General features: G+C 69.0%; 20 protein-coding genes and 1 pseudogene. 17 read left to right on the forward strand and 4 right to left on the reverse strand.

What is annotated here, in order from left to right; all coding sequences use genetic code 11:
- Positions 1 to 888: HEAT repeat domain-containing protein (locus VMR86_00035; GenBank protein HTO05421.1), on the reverse strand; the 888-nt coding region annotated here is incomplete at its 3' end.
- Between the two features lie 57 nt (positions 889 to 945).
- Between VMR86_00035 and VMR86_00040 the strand changes: the two genes are divergently transcribed.
- Positions 946 to 1,731 (forward strand): class I SAM-dependent methyltransferase, encoded by a 786-nt coding sequence (locus VMR86_00040; GenBank protein HTO05422.1) that lies wholly within the window; start codon positions 946 to 948, stop codon positions 1,729 to 1,731.
- A 21-nt stretch (positions 1,732 to 1,752) separates the two neighbouring features.
- Here VMR86_00040 and VMR86_00045 read toward each other — a convergent pair whose 3' ends face one another.
- On the reverse strand, positions 1,753 to 2,730 hold the full coding sequence (locus VMR86_00045) for an NADPH:quinone oxidoreductase family protein (protein ID HTO05423.1): 978 nt from the start codon (positions 2,728 to 2,730) through the stop codon (positions 1,753 to 1,755).
- Between the two features lie 102 nt (positions 2,731 to 2,832).
- Here VMR86_00045 and VMR86_00050 point away from each other — a divergent pair, with 102 nt between their 5' ends.
- From VMR86_00050 to VMR86_00115, 14 genes are all read left to right on the forward strand, one after another.
- Complete coding sequence (locus tag VMR86_00050) at positions 2,833 to 3,309, forward strand: hypothetical protein (protein ID HTO05424.1); 477 nt, start codon at positions 2,833 to 2,835, stop codon at positions 3,307 to 3,309.
- A gap of 6 nt (positions 3,310 to 3,315) precedes the next feature.
- Positions 3,316 to 3,993 carry a glutathione S-transferase family protein gene (locus VMR86_00055; protein ID HTO05425.1) on the forward strand — a complete coding sequence of 226 codons (678 nt, stop codon included), beginning with the start codon at positions 3,316 to 3,318 and terminating at the stop codon, positions 3,991 to 3,993.
- A gap of 101 nt (positions 3,994 to 4,094) precedes the next feature.
- Positions 4,095 to 5,822, forward strand: coding sequence for a glycosyltransferase family 39 protein (locus VMR86_00060; protein ID HTO05426.1), 1,728 nt, complete (start codon positions 4,095 to 4,097; stop codon positions 5,820 to 5,822).
- Positions 5,823 to 5,938: 116 nt separating this feature from the next.
- Positions 5,939 to 7,231 (forward strand): anaerobic C4-dicarboxylate transporter family protein, encoded by a 1,293-nt coding sequence (locus VMR86_00065; protein ID HTO05427.1) that lies wholly within the window; start codon positions 5,939 to 5,941, stop codon positions 7,229 to 7,231.
- Positions 7,232 to 7,256: 25 nt separating this feature from the next.
- Positions 7,257 to 8,747: an aspartate ammonia-lyase gene (locus VMR86_00070; protein HTO05428.1), complete on the forward strand. Its 1,491-nt coding sequence runs from the start codon at positions 7,257 to 7,259 to the stop codon at positions 8,745 to 8,747.
- Positions 8,744 to 9,811 (forward strand): type II asparaginase, encoded by a 1,068-nt coding sequence (locus VMR86_00075; protein HTO05429.1) that lies wholly within the window; start codon positions 8,744 to 8,746, stop codon positions 9,809 to 9,811. The genes VMR86_00070 and VMR86_00075 overlap by 4 nt, the downstream gene beginning before the upstream one ends.
- A gap of 129 nt (positions 9,812 to 9,940) precedes the next feature.
- Positions 9,941 to 10,567: a TetR family transcriptional regulator gene (locus tag VMR86_00080; GenBank protein HTO05430.1), complete on the forward strand. Its 627-nt coding sequence runs from the start codon at positions 9,941 to 9,943 to the stop codon at positions 10,565 to 10,567.
- On the forward strand, positions 10,560 to 11,609 hold the full coding sequence (locus VMR86_00085) for a hypothetical protein (protein ID HTO05431.1): 1,050 nt from the start codon (positions 10,560 to 10,562) through the stop codon (positions 11,607 to 11,609). The genes VMR86_00080 and VMR86_00085 overlap by 8 nt, the downstream gene beginning before the upstream one ends.
- The gene (locus tag VMR86_00090) at positions 11,600 to 12,622 is read left to right on the forward strand and encodes an amidohydrolase family protein (GenBank protein HTO05432.1); all 1,023 of its coding nucleotides are present in this window, start codon (positions 11,600 to 11,602) and stop codon (positions 12,620 to 12,622) included. Before VMR86_00085 ends, VMR86_00090 begins: the two co-directional genes overlap by 10 nt.
- Positions 12,619 to 13,434, forward strand: a complete 816-nt coding sequence (locus VMR86_00095; GenBank protein HTO05433.1) for an SDR family oxidoreductase — start codon at positions 12,619 to 12,621, stop codon at positions 13,432 to 13,434. Before VMR86_00090 ends, VMR86_00095 begins: the two co-directional genes overlap by 4 nt.
- The gene (locus tag VMR86_00100; GenBank protein ID HTO05434.1) at positions 13,431 to 14,711 is read left to right on the forward strand and encodes an aromatic ring-hydroxylating dioxygenase subunit alpha; all 1,281 of its coding nucleotides are present in this window, start codon (positions 13,431 to 13,433) and stop codon (positions 14,709 to 14,711) included. The genes VMR86_00095 and VMR86_00100 overlap by 4 nt, the downstream gene beginning before the upstream one ends.
- On the forward strand, positions 14,695 to 15,189 hold the full coding sequence (locus VMR86_00105) for an aromatic-ring-hydroxylating dioxygenase subunit beta (GenBank protein HTO05435.1): 495 nt from the start codon (positions 14,695 to 14,697) through the stop codon (positions 15,187 to 15,189). The genes VMR86_00100 and VMR86_00105 overlap by 17 nt, the downstream gene beginning before the upstream one ends.
- A 103-nt stretch (positions 15,190 to 15,292) precedes the next feature.
- Entirely contained in the window at positions 15,293 to 16,543 is a 1,251-nt protein-coding gene (locus VMR86_00110; GenBank protein ID HTO05436.1) for a cytochrome P450, read from the forward strand.
- Complete coding sequence (locus tag VMR86_00115) at positions 16,540 to 16,701, forward strand: rubredoxin (GenBank protein ID HTO05437.1); 162 nt, start codon at positions 16,540 to 16,542, stop codon at positions 16,699 to 16,701. Before VMR86_00110 ends, VMR86_00115 begins: the two co-directional genes overlap by 4 nt.
- Positions 16,702 to 16,704: 3 nt before the next feature.
- Here VMR86_00115 and VMR86_00120 read toward each other — a convergent pair.
- A pseudogene (locus tag VMR86_00120) lies at positions 16,705 to 17,057 on the reverse strand (fatty acid--CoA ligase).
- A 192-nt stretch (positions 17,058 to 17,249) separates the two neighbouring features.
- On the opposite strand from VMR86_00120, the gene VMR86_00125 reads away from it, so the two are divergent.
- Entirely contained in the window at positions 17,250 to 17,492 is a 243-nt protein-coding gene (locus VMR86_00125) for a metal/formaldehyde-sensitive transcriptional repressor (GenBank protein ID HTO05438.1), read from the forward strand.
- Positions 17,489 to 19,468, forward strand: coding sequence for a cation-translocating P-type ATPase (locus tag VMR86_00130; GenBank protein HTO05439.1), 1,980 nt, complete (start codon positions 17,489 to 17,491; stop codon positions 19,466 to 19,468). Before VMR86_00125 ends, VMR86_00130 begins: the two co-directional genes overlap by 4 nt.
- A gap of 264 nt (positions 19,469 to 19,732) precedes the next feature.
- On the opposite strand, the gene VMR86_00135 is transcribed toward VMR86_00130, so the two are convergent.
- The gene (locus VMR86_00135) at positions 19,733 to 19,927 is read right to left on the reverse strand and encodes a hypothetical protein (GenBank protein ID HTO05440.1); all 195 of its coding nucleotides are present in this window, start codon (positions 19,925 to 19,927) and stop codon (positions 19,733 to 19,735) included.
- Positions 19,928 to 20,053: the final 126 nt, after the last annotated feature.

A 20,053-nucleotide genomic window follows, 5' to 3' on the forward strand; every position in this document is an offset into this window, starting at 1 on the left:
CCAAGTGTCTGCGCGCCGGTGTCCGTGACCCACCCAGTCCAGCCGGAAGCGCAGAGCGCCGAGCGTCCAGGCGCGCAGGGCGCCGACCAGCTCCGGGCGCAAGAGCCCGCTCAACACGGCAGCGGGGGTGGCGGCGTCGAGGCTGCACGAGAGACCCACGTCGAGCGCGATCCGCAGCGAGAGCAGCGGGCGCAGAGTGCCGCCCCAGTCGAGCGCGACCTCGGAGTCACTGACCGCGCGCCCGCCGAGCGGCCGCGCTTCCTGGGCAAGCAGCTCCACCAGGCCCGCGCGGCAGGACAGCACGACCGAACGGGGCTCGGGCAGGGCGACGTCGAGCGCGATCGTGCCGGCCGCGCCCGCGGCCCGCTCCGTGGTGCGCTCCAGCATCAGGCAGGCGCGCTCGAGGATCGGCCTGAGCTTGTCGGGCGGAGTGAGCGTGCGCAGCCGAGCGAGCGCGCGCTCGCCGCCGACCTTCCCCAGGGCTTCCACGACGGAGCGCAGCAGCTTGGCATCGGGCGTCGTGAGACAGTCGAGCAAGGCGTCCTCGCAGGCCGCGCGGCCGCACTTTCCGAGCGCGATGGCGGCCTGGCGCCGGGTCTCCGGGTCGCGGCTCCGGAGCGCGAGCTCGAGCGCCTGGAGCAGGGCGGGTGAGTCGTTCGAGCGCAGGGCGTGACCCGCGAGTCGCACCAGCGCGGGTCCCAGCGCGGGATCACTCGCAGTCAGCGCCTCGGCGGCAAACAGCGCCGCGGGAAGGCCCGCGCTGCGCAGCGCTCTCTCGGCGCGCTGCGCGAAGTCGGGCTCTGCGAGCAGCGGCAAGAGCTCGCCGAATACGCGCCGCGCAGGCGTGTATCCCGGATCTTCGAGCTCGCGGCGAAGCGCTTCGCTCACGCCCGGAGCCTAGCGCGGCTCACGCGCCGGCGTCCTTTCCGTGTACGATCCACGCTCGTGGCAGAAGTCAAAGTCACATTCGACGCCGCCGCGGACTACGAGCGCTTCATGGGCGCCTGGAGCCGCGCGATCGGCCAGACGTTCCTCGCCTGGCTCGACGCGCCCCGCGCCGCGCGCTGGCTCGACGTCGGCTGCGGCAGCGGCGCGTTCAGTGAGCTGATCGTGCGCCGCGCGGCGCCCGCCTCACTCACCGGCATCGATCCGTCTCCCGAGCAGATCGCCTACGCGCGCGAGCACCTGCCCGGGCCCGTGTTCGAGGTCGCCGACGCGCTGTCCCTGCCCTTCGGCGAAGGCTCGTTCGACGTCGTCGCGTCGGCACTCGTGCTGCACTTCCTCGCCGATCGCCGGCGAGCCCTCGCCGAGATGAAACGGGTGCTGCGCCCGGGCGGGCTCGTCGGCGCCTACACCTGGAAACGCACAGCGGGCGAAGACTTCGCGCCCTACGCGCCGGTCATGGCCGGGGTGAGAAGCATCGGCGCCGAGCCGTTGACCTCGCCGCTCGTGCCCGAAGGGAGCGCCGCCGGCATGCGCGAGTCACTTGCCGCGGCGGGCTTGCGCGAGATCGACGCGACCGAGATCGAAGTCACACGCACGTTCGCCAGCTTCGACGAGTACTGGCAGGTTCAGACCATCCCGTTCTCGCCGCCCGGGCGCACGATCGCGAAGCTCGACCCGGCGCAACGCGCGAGGCTGCAGGACGTGATGCGCCAGCGCATGACCGCAGGGTCCGACGGCCAGATCACGCACGCGGCGACCGCCGTTGCGGGGAAGGGGCGGCGCTAGGCTCGACGCGTCCGCCGAGCTCTACGCCAGCTCGATGACGGTCTTTCCCGACCCGGCCCCCGAGGTCGCGAACTGCATGGCCTGCGCGAACTCCGTGAGTGGAAAGCGACGGCCGACCGGTGGAGTGAGTCGCCCTTCTGCCACCCAGGCGAGCAGCCGCCGGAGGTGGCTCTGGCCTCGCTCCGCCTCGAACAGCAGAAACTGGCGCACGTCCACCCCGACGAGCGACGCGCCCTTCATCAACGGGAGGTTGGCGGGGAGCTTCGGGATCGGCCCGCCGACGAAGCCGACCACGAGATGGCGGCCCCGCCACGACTGCGAGCGGAAGGCGAGCTCGAACAGCGGGCCGCACACCGGATCGAACACCACGTCCGGGCCGCCGCCTTCGCAGGCCTGCTTCAGGCGCTCACGCCAGCCGTCCGGTTGGGTGTCGAGCACGCGCTGCGCACCCTGCGCGAGCGCGAACGCGCGCTTCTCGGGCGTCGATGCCGCGGCGATCACTTCGGCCCCGAGCAGGCGCCCGATCTGTATCGCGGCCGTCCCCACCCCGCCCGCCGCGCCCAGCACCAAGAGACGCTCCCCAGGCTGCAGGGCGGCGCGGTCCTCGAGGCCATGCAGCGCCGTGAGATAGTTGACGCGAAATCCCGCAGCCTGGGCGTAGGTCATGGCATCGGGAATCACTTGGACCGCGGGCGCGGGGACCGTGACATACTCGGCAAGGCCTCCGCCGAACAACGAGGCCATCACGCGCTCGCCGACCTTCGGCTGAGAGACGCCCTCGCCGACCGCCTCGATGACTCCGCCGATCTCCTGGCCCGGCGTGAAGGGCAGCGGCGGCTTCACCTGATATCGCCCCAGGGCGACGAGGGCGTCGACGTATCCCATGCCGCAGGCGTGGACCTGGATCAGCACTTGACTGGACGCGGGCGCAGGCACGGGCGCGTCGATCAGCCGGTAGTCGTCGACGGAGTCGAGCTTCTGCGCTTGGACCAGTCTCATGGGGATCGCGCGCCCATCATAGCTCCTCAACTTCTTTTGCTTCTTGCGCCCGCACGGGTCTACGCTGTCCGCCTGGGTGGGTTGAGAAGCGGAGGTTCACCCGTGCTGCGTCGTTCGATGTTCCTGGGCTTCGCACTTCCATTCCTGTTGTCAGTCGCCAGGCTCGCCGCCGCCGACTTCGTCGAGCCGTCGTACAGCGATCCGATCGGCGAGGGTGTCTGCGGCAACCTGGACACGGTGGCCCAGATGCAGCTCCCGGACTATTTCGCCGCCCAGAGCGGACCCAAGAGCACGGTTCGCAGCTGCCAGGCGCTCTGCCGCGCCGCGGTGGGGCAGTGCAAGCAAGCCACGTCGGCGACGGGCTCCTGTTACTCGAAGGGAATCGCTCGCAGCCTGAAGTTCGAGCTCAGCTCCTGCGCCGCGAACAACACGGTCGCACTGAGCATCAAGCAGTGCAAGGAAACGGTCCGCGACGATCTCGCGGCGTCGAAGGCTATGCTCAAGATTGGAGTCACACAGTCACTCGCAAACTGCGCAGCCTGGGGCACCTCTTGCATGGCCAGCTGCGGGGCGGGCTGAGCCCAGATGCTGAAGATCTATCACATGCCCAACAGCCGCTCGACGCGGGTGATCGTGGCCGCGGAAGAGATCGGCGTTCCGTACCAGATCGACTTGCGCAGGCGCTCGGAGCTGAAGAAGCCGGACCTGCTCGCGATCAACCCGCTCGGCGGGGCGCCCGTGATCGAAGACGGGGAAGTGAAGATGATGGAGTCGATGGCGATCGTTCAGTACTTGATCGATCGTTACGACACCCAGGGCCGACTGGCCGCGCCGACCACGGATCCGGCCCGAGCGAAGTATCTCCAGTGGCTGCACTTCGCAGAGGCGAGCCTCGCGCCTCCGGTGGTCGCGTATCTCTGGTCGTCGGGCCGGTGGAGCACCACGCCGCTCGACGAGAAGGCACGGCAGGCGGCGCGGGTCCGGCTCGACATCGCGGTCGGCTTCGTCGACGACTCACTCGAGGGCTCGCCCTGCATGGCGGGTGAACGGTTCACCGCCGCGGACATCGGAATCTACTGGGCGCTGCACATCGCGCGCATGCTCGAGGCGATCGACTTCGGCGAGATGAAGAACGTCTCCCGGTATCTCGCGCGCCTCGACGAGCGGCCGTCGATCCAGAAAGCGATGACGATCCCGCCCGACTACGTGCGCGAGCCGCCGGGCTCGGCGCAGACGCCGGCGCGGGTGAAGCGCTTCCCTTAGCACCTCGCCTCAACATTCATCCGGAAGGGAAAGCTGCGCTGACTCGCGACCGGCTCTGGAATCTCGGTCTCGCGGCGCTCCTCGCCCTGGCGCTCGGGGCGGTGTACGCGCGTGCGCTGCCTGGGCCGTTCGTGTTCGACGACCTGACCGCGATCGTCGACAACCAGACGATCCGGGCGCTGACACCGCTCGGACGGGTGCTCCAGCAGCCGGTCGATCTCACCACCTCCGGGCGGCCGGTCGTTGCGCTGTCTCTCGCGCTCAACTACGCGGCGGGCGGGCTCGACCCGCGCGGATATCGGCTGGTGAACATGGCGCTGCACCTGATTGCCGCGCTCCTCCTGTACGGCGTCGTCCGACGCACGCTCGAGTCACCGCGCTGCGCCGCGCGCTTCGGCGCGCATGCGCGCGGCATCGCATCTGCGGTGGCGCTGATGTTCGCGCTGCACCCGCTCGCGAGCGAGGTGGTGTGCTACGTGAGCGCGCGCACCGAGTCGCTGATGGCGGTGTTCTATCTCGCGACGCTGTGGTGCGCGATCCGGGCGCACGACTCGGCGCGGCCGTGGGCGTGGGTGACCGGCGCGGTGGCGAGCTGTGCGCTCGGAATGGGCTGCAAAGAGGTGATGGTGACCGCTCCGCTGGTCGTTGCCCTCCACGACGCGGTGTTCTGGGGCCGGGCGCTGGGCCTGGCACGGCGGGTTCGGATCGCGACGGGGTCGGGGCTCGCGCTGACCTGGGGCGTCCTTTTGTTTCTGGTCGCGCAGGCGCCGCGCGCGGAGTCGGCGGGCTTCGAACACTGGGTCACTCCGGCCATCTATCTCGCGAATCAGTGCCTGTTGGTGCCGCACTATCTCCGACTGGTGTTCGTGCCCTGGCCGCTGGTCTTCGACTATGGCACCCCGGACCCGATCGGGCTTCGCGACGTCCCGCAGGGCTTCGGGCTGCTGATCGCGCTCCTGGCGCTGTCGCTGTACGCGCTGCGGCGCTGGCCCGCGGCGGGGTTCGTCGGGATCGCCTGCTTCGCGCTGCTCGCGCCGTCTTCGAGCATCGTGCCGATCGCGTCCGAGGTGGGCGCCGAGCGTCGCATGTACCTTGCGCTTGCCGCCCTTCTGGCACTGGCAGTGACTGCGATGGCCGCGCTCTTCGCTCGCGGGGGCACGACGCGCTGGGCGCTCGCGCTGGTCGGGCTGGCAGCGCTCGCGCTCGGAGCCGTTTCGTTCCTGCGTGCAGGGGACTACCGGAGCGCGATCGATCTCTGGCGGGCCGACGTTGCCGCGCGCCCGCACAATCGCCGGGCACACTACAACCTCGCAGCGGCGTATCGCGCCGCGGGCCTCACGCGCGAAGCCGAGGTCGAGAAGCGGACGGCGCTCGAGAGCGAGATCGACTACTACCAGAGCTTGCTCCCGCTCCAGCCCGATCCAGTGACTGCGCGCGTCGACCTGGGCGCATTGAACGAGCTCGCGGGCCATCGTCCTCGGGCCCGTGAGCTCTACCTCGATGCGCTCAGCCGCTCACCCGACGACGCCTACGCGCTCCGGCGCATGGCGCTCTTCCTGCTGCGCGAAGAGCCCGATCCCGCCAGCCTCGCCGAGGCCCGGAGCTACGCCGAGCGCGCGGTGAGTGCCACCGGCCGCCGCGACGCGGCCGCGCTCGAGGCACTCGCAAACGTACAGTTTGCGAGTCAGGAGCGTGCCGCGGCGATCGCCAGCCTCGAAGAGGCGCTGCAAACGGATCCTCGCCAGCAGCCGCCGCGAGTCTTCGAGCGAATCCGCGAGAGACTCACGCGTGAGCGGAGCCCGGACGATTCCCGGCTCATCCATCCTTGAGCTCGCGGGAACGGCTCCGGCCCCGCAAGGCCAAGGCGTCGCTCTCGGAATGCGAGCCGCATCGAGGCACTTCGGCGGGAGTTGCCTTCCCCCCTGACTCAGCGCACGATGCGCGCATGCTCTGGCTGGAGCTCGCGAGCTTGCTCGTATGCATCCTGGTCGGCGCGCGCGTGGGTGGCATCGGTCTGGGCGCAGTGTCTGGGCTCGGGCTCGCCGTGTTCGTGTTCGGCTTCGGCCTTCCCCCGGGCAGGCCGCCCACCCAGGTGCTGGGCATGATCATCGCGGTGATTACTGCCCTGTCGGTCATGCAAGCTGCCGGCGGGCTGGACTATCTGCTCGAGATCGCCGAGGGCGTGCTGCGCCGGAACCCGGCGCGCATTACGGTGCTCGCGCCGCTCGTGACCTACGCGCTGATCTTCGTCTCGGGCACGCAACACGTGATCTATGCACTGCTGCCCATCATCGCCGAAGTGTCTCGCAATGCGGGTGTTCGGCCGGAGCGGCCGCTGTCGGTGAGTGTAATCGCGGCGCAGCAGGGGCTGACTGCGTCGCCGGTCTCGGCGGTGACGGTCGCGCTGGTCGGCGCGCTCGGCGGCTCGGCGATCGGCCTGCCGGAGATCTTGCTCGTGGCGATCCCGGCGACGTTGGTCGGCGTCGCTGCAGGCATACTCGCCGTGTTCCGGCGCGGCGTCGAGCTCGAAGAGGATCCCGAATACCAGCGGCGCGTGGCCGAGGGCAAGATCACCGTCACGGCCGCTGCCGCCAAGCTACAGGGCGCGGCGCGCCGCAACGCGATCGGCGCGTGTCTCGTATTCGCGACCGCCATCACGATCGTCGTGCTGCTGGGCCTGTTCCCGGGGCTGCGCCGGAACGTGGGCATGGGTGGGGCGATCATGATCGTGATGCTCGCCAGCGCCGGTGCGACCTTCCTTCTCTTCGGCGCGAACGCCGAGACCGCGGTGAAAGGCGGCGTGATGAAGGGAGGGCTGGTCGCGTTCGTGTCCATCCTGGGCGTCTCGTGGCTGGGCTCGTCGTTCTTCGAGGGAAACAAGTCACAGATCATCGGCGCGATGTCGGCGCTCGTGTCGGACCGGCCGTGGCTGTTCGCGCTCTGTCTCTTCACGCTGTCGATCCTGCTCATGAGTCAAGCCGCGACGATCGTGACGCTCTCGCCGGTAGCCAGCGCGATCGGCCTCTCGCCGGCGCTCTTTCTCGCCGTGTATCCGGCGGTGAACGGCACGTTTTTCCTGCCCACCTACGGCACGGTGCTCGCGGCCGTGTCACTCGACCAGAGCGGCACCACGCGCATCGGGCGCTTCGTGCTGAATCACAGCTTCATGCGGCCGGGACTGATCAGCGTTCTCGCGTCGACACTCGCGGCGCTCGCGCTCACGGCCGTGATCCACTGACCCGCGTCATCCTGAGGAGGAAGAGATGATCACGAAGCGCGCTACGGCGCTGGCGCTACTGCTGCTATGCGCGCCATTGGGTCTGGCCCGCGCGCAGACCACGGCGACCTCCACACGCACCGAGAAGGACTTGCTGGGCGAGAAGCAGGTGCCGAGCGACGCCTACTACGGAGTCCAGACGGCCCGCGCGCTGGAGAACTTCCAGATTTCCGGTGTGCTCATGAATCACTACCCCGAGTTCGTCGATGCCTGGGCGATCGTGAAGCTGGCGGCGGCTCGGGCCAACACTGCGGTCGGCGCGATGAAGCCCGAGAGACTCGCCGCGATCGAGAAGGCCTACGCGGCGGTGCGCGCCGGGAAGTACCGCGACCAGTTTCTCGTCGACTGGTATCAAGGCGGAGCGGGCACCTCGACCAACATGAACGCCAACGAGGTGCTCGCGAACGTCGCGCTCGAGCTCACCGGCCACAAGAAGGGCGAGTACCAGTTCGTCGAGCCTCACGACGACCTGAACATGTCGCAGTCGACGAATGACTCGTATCCGACGGCGATCAAGGTGGCCGTGATCATGCGCAACGACGCGCTGATCGCGGAGCTCCAGAAGCTGGCCGCCTCGTTCCGCAAGAAGGGAAACGAGTATCTCGAGGTCACGAAGATGGGGCGCACGGAGCTGCAGGACGCGGTGCCGATGACCGTCGGCCAGGAGTTCCATGCCTTCGCGGCGTCGCTCGAGAGCGAGATCCAGCTGCTCAAGGACGCGGAGAGGTACCTGTACCCCGTCAACATGGGCGCCACCGCGATCGGCACCGGCATCAACGTTCCCAAGGGCTATCCCGAGAAGTGCGCCGCCGAGCTGGCCAAGCTGACCAGGAAGAAGATCGTGCTCGCGGACGACCTGATCGCGGCGACCTGGGAGCAGCAGGGCTTCGTGGTCTACTCCTCGGCGCTGAAGAGCGTGGCGATCAAGCTCTCCAAGATCGCCAGTGACTTGATCCTGCTGGCCTCGGGGCCGCGCGCAGGGCTCGCGGAGCTCGATCTGCCGGCGATGCAGCCGGGCTCGTCGATCATGCCGGGCAAGGTGAACCCCGTGATTCCCGAGCTCGTCAACGTGATCGCGTTTCGCGTGATGGGCAACGACGCGGGCGTGAGCATCGCAGCTCACGCGGGCCAGCTTCAGCTCAATGCGTACGAGCCGCTGGCAGGGCTCTCGATGATGGAGTCACAGGAGCTGCTCAGGAACGGCTCCGCCGCCTTGCGGACGAAGTGCGTCGATGGAATCACCGTCAACGAGAAGGTCCTCGAGCACTACATGGAGACGACCGTCGGCATCGTCACCGCGCTGAATCCGGTGATCGGCTACGAGAAAGCCACCGAGCTCGCGAACGAGGCCTACCGCACCAACAAGGGTCTGTTGGAGATCATTCGCGAGAAGAAGGTGCTGACGGAGGCGCAGATCAAGGACCTGCTCGATCCGGCGAAGCTCACCAACTTGGATAGGAGCAAGTACAAGAAATGATCACCGCGACTCTCGCTCGAGCTCTGCGAGTCATTCTTCCTGTCCTGCTGGCGGTCGCTTCGCGGGAAGCGGCGGCGCAGAAGAACATCGTCATCCTGGCCACGGGCGGCACCATCGCCGGCGCGGCCGCGACCGGCACTCAGTCGGGCTACACGTCGGGCGCGGTCACCATCGACGCGATGCTGGCGGCCGTCCCGGGAATCGACAAGTTGGCCAAGGTCAAGGGCGAGCAGATCTCGAACGTCGGCTCGCAGGACATGTCGTTCGACATCATGTTGAAGCTGGCCAAGCGCATCAACGAGCTGGCGCCCAAGGGCGACGTAGACGGCTTCGTGATCACGCACGGCACCGACACCATGGAAGAGACCGCGTACTTCCTGAATCTCACCGTGAAGACCGACAAGCCGGTGGTGCTGGTGGGCTCGATGCGGCCGTCGACGGCCGTGAGCGCCGACGGGCCTCTCAATCTCTACAACGGCGTCGCAGTCGCGAGCGATCCACAGGCCAAGGGTCGGGGCGTGATGGTGGTGATGAACGACGAGATCCACGCGGCTCACTCGCTCACGAAGATGAGCACCACCGCAGTCGACACCTTCATGTCGCCCATGCGCGGCATCATCGGCACCACCCACTATGGGAAGCAGGACTACTACAACACGCCGGTATGGAAGCACACGACGCAGAGCGAGTTCGACATCTCGTCGGTCACCAAGCTGCCGCGCGTCGACGTGGTGTTCGCCGACGCCGACATGTCGGCCGACTTGATCGACGCGTCGGTGGCCAAGGGCGCCAAGGGCATCGTGATCGCGGGCGTGGGCAACGGCAACATGAACAAGAGCTCCGTGGACGCGGCCGCCGAAGCCGTGAAGAAAGGCGTGACGGTCGTGCGCAGCAGCCGCGTTCCCACCGGGATCGTGGGCCGCAACGTCGAGCTCGACGACGACAAGCTTGGCTTCGTGGCGTCGCACGAGCTCAACCCGCAGAAGTCGCGAATCCTGTTGTCGCTCGCGCTGCTCAAGCAGCGCTCGGCAGCGGACGTTCAACGCCTGTTCGACACATACTGACTCGTGCGACCTGGGGCACCTCCTGCATGGCCAGCTGCTAGGCGGACTGAACGGCGCAAGACGTGCCTGAGAACGTCGGCGCGAGAAGAGCCTTGTTTTACTTGACGACCATCAAGTAAACTTCGGGACGTGAAGCAGCGTCAGGCCGAACGCCGCGCGCGCTCCGAACGACGTCTCCTCGACGCCGCAACCCGGCTCATCGCGGACCAGGGCTTCAGCAAGACGACGCTCGCGCAGATCGGCGCGAAGGCCGGCTACAGCCGAGGTCTCGTGAACGAGCGCTTCGGCTCCAAGGACGAGCTGGTTCGGGTGCTGGCCGACGAGTTCCAGACCTACTTCGCGCACGATCAGCTCGAGCCCGCCCTCGCGGACAAGCACGGGCTCGAGGCGCTCCTGGTCACGATCGACACCTATCTCGATGCGGTCGTGCGCAGCGGGCACCTCGGGCGGGCGTACTACGAGCTCCTGGGCGAATCGATCGGCCTCGTGCCGGGGATCCACGAGACGTTCGTCGAGGCCGACCGCGCGCTGCGCGCCGGCGTCGAGCGCACGGTGCGCTCCGCCGTGCGCGCGGGCGAGATGCCGCGCGAGACCGACGCAAGAGCGTTCGCAGTGTTCATCGTGGGGTTGCTGCGCGGGGTCGTCTTGCAGTGGCTGCTCGCGCCGTCGGGCTTCGACCTGCGGGCCGTGCGGGCGGAGATCCGGCGCACGCTCGCGCGGGCGTTCGCGCGCCCGAACGGAGAACGCCATGGGTGAAGTGCTCGGAGTCGGCACCACGCACGTTCCCTATCTCATGAGCGCGCCAGAGAACCTGCTGCGTTTCCGCAAGATGCTGTGCGGGCTCGCCGAGTCTCTCTCGGGCAAGCCCTTCGTCGATCCACCCGAAGCCCTCGCGGAGATGGGATCCGATCCCGAGTCAGTCGCACGCGAGCACCACCAGGCGCACTGGGACGCGTTCGCCGAGCTGCGCCGGCGCATCGATGCGCTCGCGCCCGACGCGATCCTGCTCATCGGCGACGACCAGGCGCAGGCCTTCCTGCCCGGCAACCTCCCGCCGTACGCGATCTACGTCGGCGCCGAGGTCGACGCGGTGCCCTTCCACGGCACCCGCATGCCGGGTGACGCGGAGTACGTGAAGCGCACCTGGGGCGTCGATCCGACTCACTCCTACCGCTGGCCGTGTCACGCTCCGGCCGCGCTCGCGATCCGCGACGGCTTGATCCGCCGCGGCTTCGACATCAGCTCGACGAACGATCTGAACGCCGCCCACTGGCGGTACGGCCTCCCGCACGCGCACGCCAACACGCAGCTGTTTCTGCGCAACGACGACGGGCGGATCCCGATCATTCCGTTGCTCGTGAACTGCTACGGCGCGGAGCTGGCGATCTTCGACCCGGCGGCGCGGCGCGACCCGACGCGAGCGTCTGCCTATCCGGCGGCGCCGACGTCGCGCCGACTGTACGCCATGGGCGAGGCAATCCGCGAGATCGTCGAGGCGTCACCGTTCCGTGTCCTGGTCTGCCCGAGCTCGACCTGGTCGCACACCTGGCTCACCAGCCGCTTCGACCGGATGCGCATGGACCTCGAGGGGAACCTCGAGAAGATGCGCTGGCTCGAGGCCGGCGAGGGGCACCGGCTGCGCGACTACGACAGCCCGGAGATCGAGGCGAACGGTGACCACGAGCTGCGCAACTGGATCGTCGGAGCCGGCGCGATGGGCAGCCGCAAGCTCGAGGTGACCTGGTACCGCGCGTCGTGGATCTCCACCGGCTTTCGGGTGTTCGGCGTATGGAGCTAGGCGCGCCCGCAGTCATCGACGTGCACAACCACATGGTGTGCGAGGACGTGGTCGCGTTCCTTGCGCGCGAGGGAGCGCGGCTCGACACGCGCATCGAGATCCGCGGCGAGGGCCGCTTCGCGCGGATCGGGGCGCAGGCGGTCCGCCCGCTGCACGCGCGCATGTGCGATCCGCGCGCACGACTCGCCGACATGGACCGGCTGGCGATCGACGTGCAGGCCGTGTCGTGCACGCCCTTCGTGCTGTATGCGGACGCGCCGCCTGACCTGGCGCTCGCGGTGGCGCAGGTCAACAACGACTCACTCGCGGCGCTCGCGCGCCAGTACCCCAGCCGCTTCGCACCGCTCGCGTCGGTTCCCCTGCAGTCACCCGAGCCCGCCGCGCGCGAGCTCGAGCGCTCGCACGCGCTGGGTCTGCGCGGCGTCGAGATTCCCGCGCGCGCGGGCGCGCTCGACCTGGACGACGCGCGCCTCGAGCCGTTCTGGGCCGCCGCAGAGACGCTCGAGATGCCGGTCTGCGTGCATCCGTTCGAAGCCTCGCCGAAGGGCGCGCTGGCGCGCTACGCGCTGTCGCCGCTGGTCGGGAACCTGTTCGACACGGGGCTCGCGGCGACGCTCCTGGTCATGGGGGGCGTCTTCGATCGCCACCCGCGGCTGCGCGTCGTGCTCTACCACGGCGGCGGCGCATTCCCGGCGCTCCTCGCGCGTCTGCAGGCCGGCTACGAGCGCGTCCCCGAGGCGCGAAGCGCGGCGCGCAGGCCGCCGTCGCAGTACCTGGACCGCTTCTGGTTCGACACGGTCACTTTCGATCTGGCGTGGCTGCGCCAGCTCGTGACCCGCTTCGGCGCGGGTCAGCTCGTGCTGGGCAGTGACTACCCGCTGCCGCTCGGACCGAGCGATCCCGCCGCCGAGGTGCGCGCGCTCGGCCTCGACCCGGCGAGCGAAGCGGCCATCCTCGGCGGAAACGCGCGGGCGCTGCTCGGCCTGCCGCTGCGCACGGAGCGCGCTGCATGAGGCTTTCGGGGCGGGTCGCGATCGTGACGGGGACGAGCCCGAACATTGGCGGCGGGCTGGCCGAGTCACTCGCCGCCGAGGGTGCGCGCGTCGCCTGCGTCGACTCCAGCGCGGCGAACGCGGAGGACTGTGCGAACGGCATCCGCAAGCTGGGCGGCGAGGCGGCCGCGGTCGTTGCGGACGTCACCTCCGAATCCGGCGTCCAAGCCATGGTCGAGCGCGCAGCGAGCGAGCTCGGCGCGATCGATCTGTTGGTGAACAACGCCGTGATCTTCAACCAGAAGGGCGTCCTGGACATGCCGCTCGCCGAGTGGCAGCGCCAGCTCGCCGTGATTCTCGACGGCGCATTTCTGTGTAGTCAGGCCGTCGCACGGCGCATGGTCGCGCGCGGGCAGGGCGGAGTGATCGTGAACATCATCTCCACGGCCGGTCACCAGGGCCAGCCGAACAACGTCGGCTACTGCACGGCCAAGTCGGGTCTCTTGAACTTCACCCGTTCGGTGGCGATGGAGCTCGCGCCGCACGGCATCCGCGTGAACAGCCTGACGCCCACGGCCACGGACCCTCGCGAGGGCATGGCGCGCGCCGAGCGCTGGGGCCGGCCGCGTCCGGCGCAGCGCGTGATCGACGCGTTCGAGCCGTTCCGCCGCGGCGTACCCACTCAAGAGCTGCCATCGCCGGCCGACTACGGACGAGCGCTGGTCTACCTGGCGTCCGACGACGCTCGCCACGTGACCGGCACGGACTTGCGCATCGATTCCGGCGCGGTCGCGCGCTATTGGGCGTGGGACCCGTCAAAGGAGCAGCCTTGAGTCACGTCGACGACGACGTCCGCAGTGGTCTCTTCCGCGTGCACCACCAGGCCTTCCTGGACCCGGACGTGCTGGCCCAGGAACGGGCGCGCATCTTCGAGCGGTTCTGGATCTACCTTGGCCATGAGTCCGAGGTCGCGGAGGCCGGAGACTTCCGGGTGCGCGAGCTCGGCGTGCGCAAGCTGATCTTCGTGCGCGGAAGAGATGGCGTCGTGCGGGCGCTGCTGAACTCCTGCACGCACCGCGGCGCCGAGGTGTGTCGCGAGCGCCGCGGCAATGCGAACAGCTTCCAGTGCTTCTACCACGGCTGGACCTTCCGGAACGACGGCCAGCTGATCGGCGTGCCCGGCGAGGAAGCGTACGCACCGGGTTTCTCGCGCGCGCAGCTGGGCTTGCGCGAAGCGCCGCGGCTCGAGCAGTACCGCGGCTTCTGGTTCGTGAGCTTCGATCCCGAAGTCGTTCCGCTCGTCGACTATCTGGGCGGCGCGGCGGAGTATCTCGACCTCGTCGCCGACCAGTCCGAGGCCGGCATGGAGATCGTGGGCGGCGCGCAGTCCTACGCGATCCACGCGAACTGGAAGCTCTTGGTCGAGAACAGCTACGACGGCTACCACGCGCAGATCGCGCACGCGCGCTACATGAAGTATCTGGCCTCGAGCGGCGCGGTCGGGCTCCCCGAGGGCCGCAAGTGGAACTCGGTGCGGGACCTCGGCAACGGCCACGCGTGCATCGAGTACACCGCGCCGTGGGGGCGGCCGATCGCTCACTGGGTGCCGGCGTTCGGCGAGAGCGCTGCGCCCGAGATCGCCGAGATCCGCGCGCAGCTCGAGGCGCGCCTCGGCGCGGAGCGTGCGCATCGCATCGCGACCACCAGCCGCAACCTCGGAATCTTCCCGAACCTGGTGATCAACGACATCATGGCGATCACGATTCGCACCTTCCATCCGCTCACGCCGGGGCGGATGAACGTCGAGGCCTGGTCGCTCGCGCCGCGCGGCGAACCGCCCGAGCACCGGCGCCACCGGCTGGAGAACTTCCTGACCTTCCTCGGCCCCGGCGGCTTCGCGACCCCCGACGACATCGAGGCGCTCGAATCGTGCCAGCGCGGCTACGCCTCGACGCCGGGCGAGTGGAACGACATCTCGCGCGACACCGGCGCAGCGGAGCCTCCGATCACGGGCGAGCATCAGATGCGGACGTTCTGGCGCCGCTGGCAGTCACTGCTCGCGCCGAACGTGACGTCGCTCCGGGAGGGGCGCCGTGCCGCAGCCCGCTAGCGCGCTGTCGCGCGCCGACGTCGAGGACTTCCTGTTCGCCGAGGCGGCGCTTCTCGACGAGTGGCGGCTCGACGAGTGGCTCGCGCTCTTCACCGAGGACGCGACCTACAGCGTGCCGTCCACGGATGCGCCCGAATCGGAGCCGTCCGACACGCTGTTCCTGATCGCCGACGACGCCGCGCGGCTGCGCTCGCGGGTCGAGCAGCTGCTCGGAAAGACGACCTGGAGCGAGAACCCTCACGCGCGCACGCGACGGCTGCTCGCGAACGTACGGATCCGGCGGACCGACGGCGCGCGCCTCTGGGTGACCAGCAACTTCGTGGTCTACCGCATGCGCTCGAACCAGACGGCCGCTTACGTCGGCCGCTACGAGCACGTGCTCGAGCGCGGCGAGAGGGGCCTGCGCATCCAGTCTCGCCGCGCGATCCTCGATCTCGAGTCCCTGCGCGACGTGGGCAAGGTCAGCTTCATTCTCTGAGGGACGAGGCGGTTTCGAATCGATCTCTGCCCGCCGGGCTCGCAGGGCGGCCGCGAGCGGTGGTCCCGCTCTTGCTCCAAAGTTGCCCTCGGAGGAGACAACGGTGAGACCGACCGCGCCGATGGACATCGACCTGAGCTCGCTCGAGTTCTGGGCCCGGCCGTACGAGGAGCGCGAGCGCGCGTTCCATTGGCTGCGCGACCACGATCCGGTGTCGTGGCACCGCGCGCCGGAGCCGCTCGCCCCGGGCCTCGAGAACTCGAAGGGCTTCTGGGCGGTCGTTCGCTACGAGGACATCAAGCTGGTCTCGCGCACCGCCAAGGTGTTCACGTCGACGCAGGGCGTGTTCCTCGACGACTTCCCGCAGCTCGAGACCATCCTCTCGTTCATCGTGATGGACGACCCGCGCCACCAGGCGCTGCGGAACATCACGCAGGCGGCCTTCAGCCCGCGCAACATCCGCCGCATGGAGCAGCAGATCGAGGCGATGGCGCAGCGGATCATCGACGAGGTGGCGCCGCTGGGGAAGGGCGACCTGTGCGAGCTCGTCTTCAAGCAGCTGCCCGGCCGCGTGTTCGCCGAGGTCTTCGTCGGAATCACTGACGTTCACCGCCGCGACGTGCTGATCGAGGGCGCCGAGCAGCTCGGGGCGTGGGCCGACCCGACATACGCGCACATTGGACCGCCCCTCGCCGTGTTTCAGGACGCCGCGCAGCGGATCATGAAGATCGCCTTCGGCGAGGCCGAGCGGTGCCGGCGCGAGCCGGGCGACAACCTGATGTCCTGGGTCGTGCGCGCACAGCACGAGGGCCAGGCTCTGACCGAGGCCGAGCTGGGCGCGTTCTTCACGTTGCTCGTGGGCGCGTCGAACGACACCACGCGCCACGCGATGGCGCACGCGGTGCTGAACCTCCAGCGCTACCCCGACCAGAAGGCGCGGCTGCTCGAGAACTTCGAGGGCCGCATCGAAGGCGCGGTCGAGGAGCTCCTGCGCTGGTCACCGCCGCTCATGCATTTCCGGCGCACCGCCACCGAGGACTTCGAGCTTGAGGGCACGACGATCAAAGCCGGCGACAAGGTGGTGCTCTGGTACTGCTCGGCGAACCGCGACGAGCGCGAATTTCCCGAGCCCGATCGCTTCGACATCCTGCGCTCGCCGAATCGCCACCTGAGCTTCGGTCACGGCCCTCACTACTGCATGGGCTCGGCGCTCGGCCGCCAGATGGTGAAGTCGATCCTGCGCCAGTTCACGACGCGCATGCCGGATCTCGAGGTCGGCGAGCCCGCGATGCTGCTCTCCAACTTCATGAACGGCGTCCTCAGCCTGAAGGGGACGTGGACGCCCGCGCGGTGAAGAAGTGGGTCTGCCAGTCGTGCGGTCACGTCTACGACCCCGCCGAAGGGGACCCGGACGGCGGCATTCCGCCGGGTACGGCCTTCGAGGACATCCCCGAGGGCTGGTACTGTCCGGTCTGCGGCGCGAGCAAGCGCGACTTCGTCGCGGAGGGCTGAGCTTCAGCGCACCGTGACGACCTCGAGCGCGCCGCTCGCGAGTGATTCGCGCAGGCGTTTCTTGTCGAGCTTTCCGACGCTGGTCTTCGGGATCTCGCGCACGAACGCGAAGCTCTCCGGATTCGACCAGCGCGTGACCTTCGGTTCGAGAAAGGTCCGCAGCTCCTGGGCGGTCGGTGTCTCGCCGGTGCGCGCCACGATGCAGGCGAGCGGCCGCTCGACCCACTTCTCGTCGGGCCGCGCGATCACCGCCGCTTCCAGCACAGCTCGAGCTCGACCGAAGAGATCCACTCCCCGCCCGACTTGATCATGTCCTTGGTGCGGTCGCGAATCACCATGTAGCCATCGGCGTCGAGCTGCTGCGTCAGCCTTTCAAGGGCTCGAGGCCCGTCTTCCCACCGAGCCTCGGCAGCTCGTCGCCGATGGCGACCCAGCCCGCGTGCCCAGCGGATAGGGACAGGCCCCAAGCGCGCCGAGTCGGGTGCGCCATATACCCATGGGGGTATAGTGTTCCCTCTGTGGGCCACACGATTCTCCACAAGAAGAGGTTGCTGAACCGCGTCCGTCGCCTCCGCGGGCAGCTCGAGGCTGTCGAGCGCGCGCTGGACGAGGAGCGCGGCTGCGCGGAGGTCATGTTGACGCTCGCGGCGAGCCGCGGCGCCATCCACGCGCTGATGGTCGAGCTGCTCGAAGAGCACATTCGGACGCATATCCTCGACAGAGCTCCCCGTGCCAGACAGCGCGCGGGGATCGACGAGGTCTCCAAAGTCTTCCGGATGAGCCTCCGGTGACCGTGCCGCGCGAGGTCGCAGTGGAGGCTCCGGTCTCTGGCTACGAAGTCGGAGTGGACGAGGAACACGAGCTCGCATTCACGCGGATCGCCCTCGCCCGGATCGCCCTCGTCTCGGTTGCTGTCGCGCTGGTCGGTCTCGGTCTGCTTGAAGGCACTTGGCTCGTCGGAAGTGTCGCGGTCGCGGTGATGTTGGTAGGCGGCTTCCCGATCCTGAAGGACGCTTGGGAGGCCGTACCGGCGCGGCGCATGACGATGGAGCTCTCGATGACGATCGCGCTCCTCGCCGCGCTCGCCATCGGCGAGTTCCTGACGGTGCTCGTGATCGTGCTCTTCGTTCTGATCGCCGAGGAGATCGAGAAGCTGACCGTCGGCCGCGGGCGCCGCGCGATCGAAGACCTTCTTGCTTTCCTGCCCCGTCGCATCTTCGTCCGCAGCGGCGGGGACGTCCGCGAAGTGGATGCGTCCGAGGTGCGGCTGCACGACGTCGTCGTCGTGAAGCCCGGCTCACTGGTCCCGGTCGACGGAACGGTCCTCGCGGGAAGCTCGGCCGTGGATCAGGCCACGATCACCGGTGAGTCGTTGCCCGTCGAAAAAATTTCCGGGATGTCGGTCTTCGCGGGCACGATCAACCAGAGCGGCACTCTCGACGTCCGCACCGAGTCCCTGGGACGCGACACGACCTTCGGCCGCATCGTCGAGGCCGTAGAGCGCGCGGAGCGGACGCGGGCGCCGATCCAGAAGACCGCGGACCGGCTCGCCGGCTACCTCGTCTACTTCACGCTTGCCGCAGCGGCCGTGACGTTCCTCGTCACGGGTGACGTTCGAGCGACGATCTCCGTTGTGATCGCCGCGGGTGCCTGTGGCATCGCCGCCGGTACGCCGCTCGCGATCCTCGGCGCGATCGGCCGCGCGGCGCGCCAAGGCTCGATCATCAAGGGTGGGATCGCGCTGGAAGTCCTCGGCCGCGCCGACACGATCGTGCTCGACAAGACGGGCACGCTGACCTTCGGGCGCCCCTCCGTCGTCGCGCTGCGAGCGGCACCCGGGGTCAGTGAGTCTGAGTTGCTGGACGCGGCCGCAACCGCGGAGCGCCCCTCCGAGCACGCGCTCGCTCGGGCGATCCTGGCACGGGCGGTCGGAGCAGCGCCTCACTATCCCGACAGCTTCGAGGCCTTCCCGGGCAAGGGGGTGCGCGCGACGACCGAGGACGTCGAGGTCCTGGCCGGAAGCCGCTCGTTCCTTGCGGAGCGAGGTGTGCCCTTGCCCGAAGTGTCTCCGGGAGCGCATGGCGGCACCGAGATCTATGTGGCCAAGGCCGGACTGCTCCTCGGGTCGATCGAGGTCGCGGACATGCTGCGCGCGGAGGCGGTCGAGGCGGTGCGATCCTTGCGCGCGATGCGGCTTCGTACCGTGCTGCTCACCGGCGATGCCCGCACGGTCGCCGAGACGATTGGAGTGCAGTTGGGCGTGGACGAAGTTCGCGCCGAGCTCCTCCCTCACGACAAGGTGCAGCGCGTGCGCGAGCTCACCCGGGAGGGGCGAACGGTCGTCATGGTGGGCGACGGCGTGAACGATGCTCCGGCGCTCATCGAGGCGAGTGTCGGTATCGCGATGGGATCAGGTACGGACGTCGCCCGCGAGTGTGCAGGAGTCGTGCTGATCGGCGACGATCTCGTCAAGCTCGTCGAGACTCTGCGGATCGCACGGCGCTGCCGCCGCATCATCTACGCGAATTTCACTGGAACGATCGTGGTTGACGCCGCGGCGATGGCGCTTGCGGCGTTCGGGGTGCTCACGCCGATCCTCGCGTCGGTGGTCCACGTGGGCTCCGAGCTGGCATTCATCTTGAACTCGGCGCGCCTGCTCACGCGCCCCGACGCTGAGTCATCTGGTGCGCGAGCATCTGGTGCGGGTCGCCTCGGTGCGGTTTCTCCGAGCTCCGGCCGCGCGGCGGCCTTGGCTCCGCGGGCGTAACTCCGCGAGCTGCACGCGAATAGCCGGATGCTGCGGCTCCTCGCCATCGCCCTGCTGACGTTAGCCTTCCTTCAATGGCTCGAGGCCCGTCTTCCCACCGAGCCGCGGCAGCTCGTCGCCGATGGCGACCCAGTCCGCGCCGGAGTCGAAGAAGACGTGCGCCTGCGGCGGCCGGTCGATCGGACCGTCGACCTGTCTCGAATCGCCACAGGTCTGCGACCACTCTTCCCCCCGGCATGCCGCCGGCGGGAGCGTGCTCGCGACTCATTCCGGGCGCAGGGGCAGCGGTCCCGGACTGCGGCCGTGGAGCTCGTCGCCCCCGTGACCGAGGGCGCCGGCCGCCGGCTCGCCGCAATTCTGTCCACCGACGTCGTCGGCTACACCGAGCTGACCGGGAGACACAAGGAGCGCGCGCTGCGCCTGCGCGCGGGCATCCACCTGGGCGACGTGCTGCGCCACGAGGGCGAGCTCTTCGGCGAGAGCGTGAACGTCGCGGCGCGCATCCGCCCGCTGGCGGAGCCCGGCGGGGTCTGTGTCTCCGAGGCGGTGTGGCGGCAGGTGCGCGGCGTCGGGCACGCGTCTGCC

Source organism: Myxococcota bacterium (assembly GCA_035498015.1).
In the GTDB taxonomy this organism is placed as follows: domain Bacteria; phylum Myxococcota_A; class UBA9160; order SZUA-336; family SZUA-336; genus VGRW01.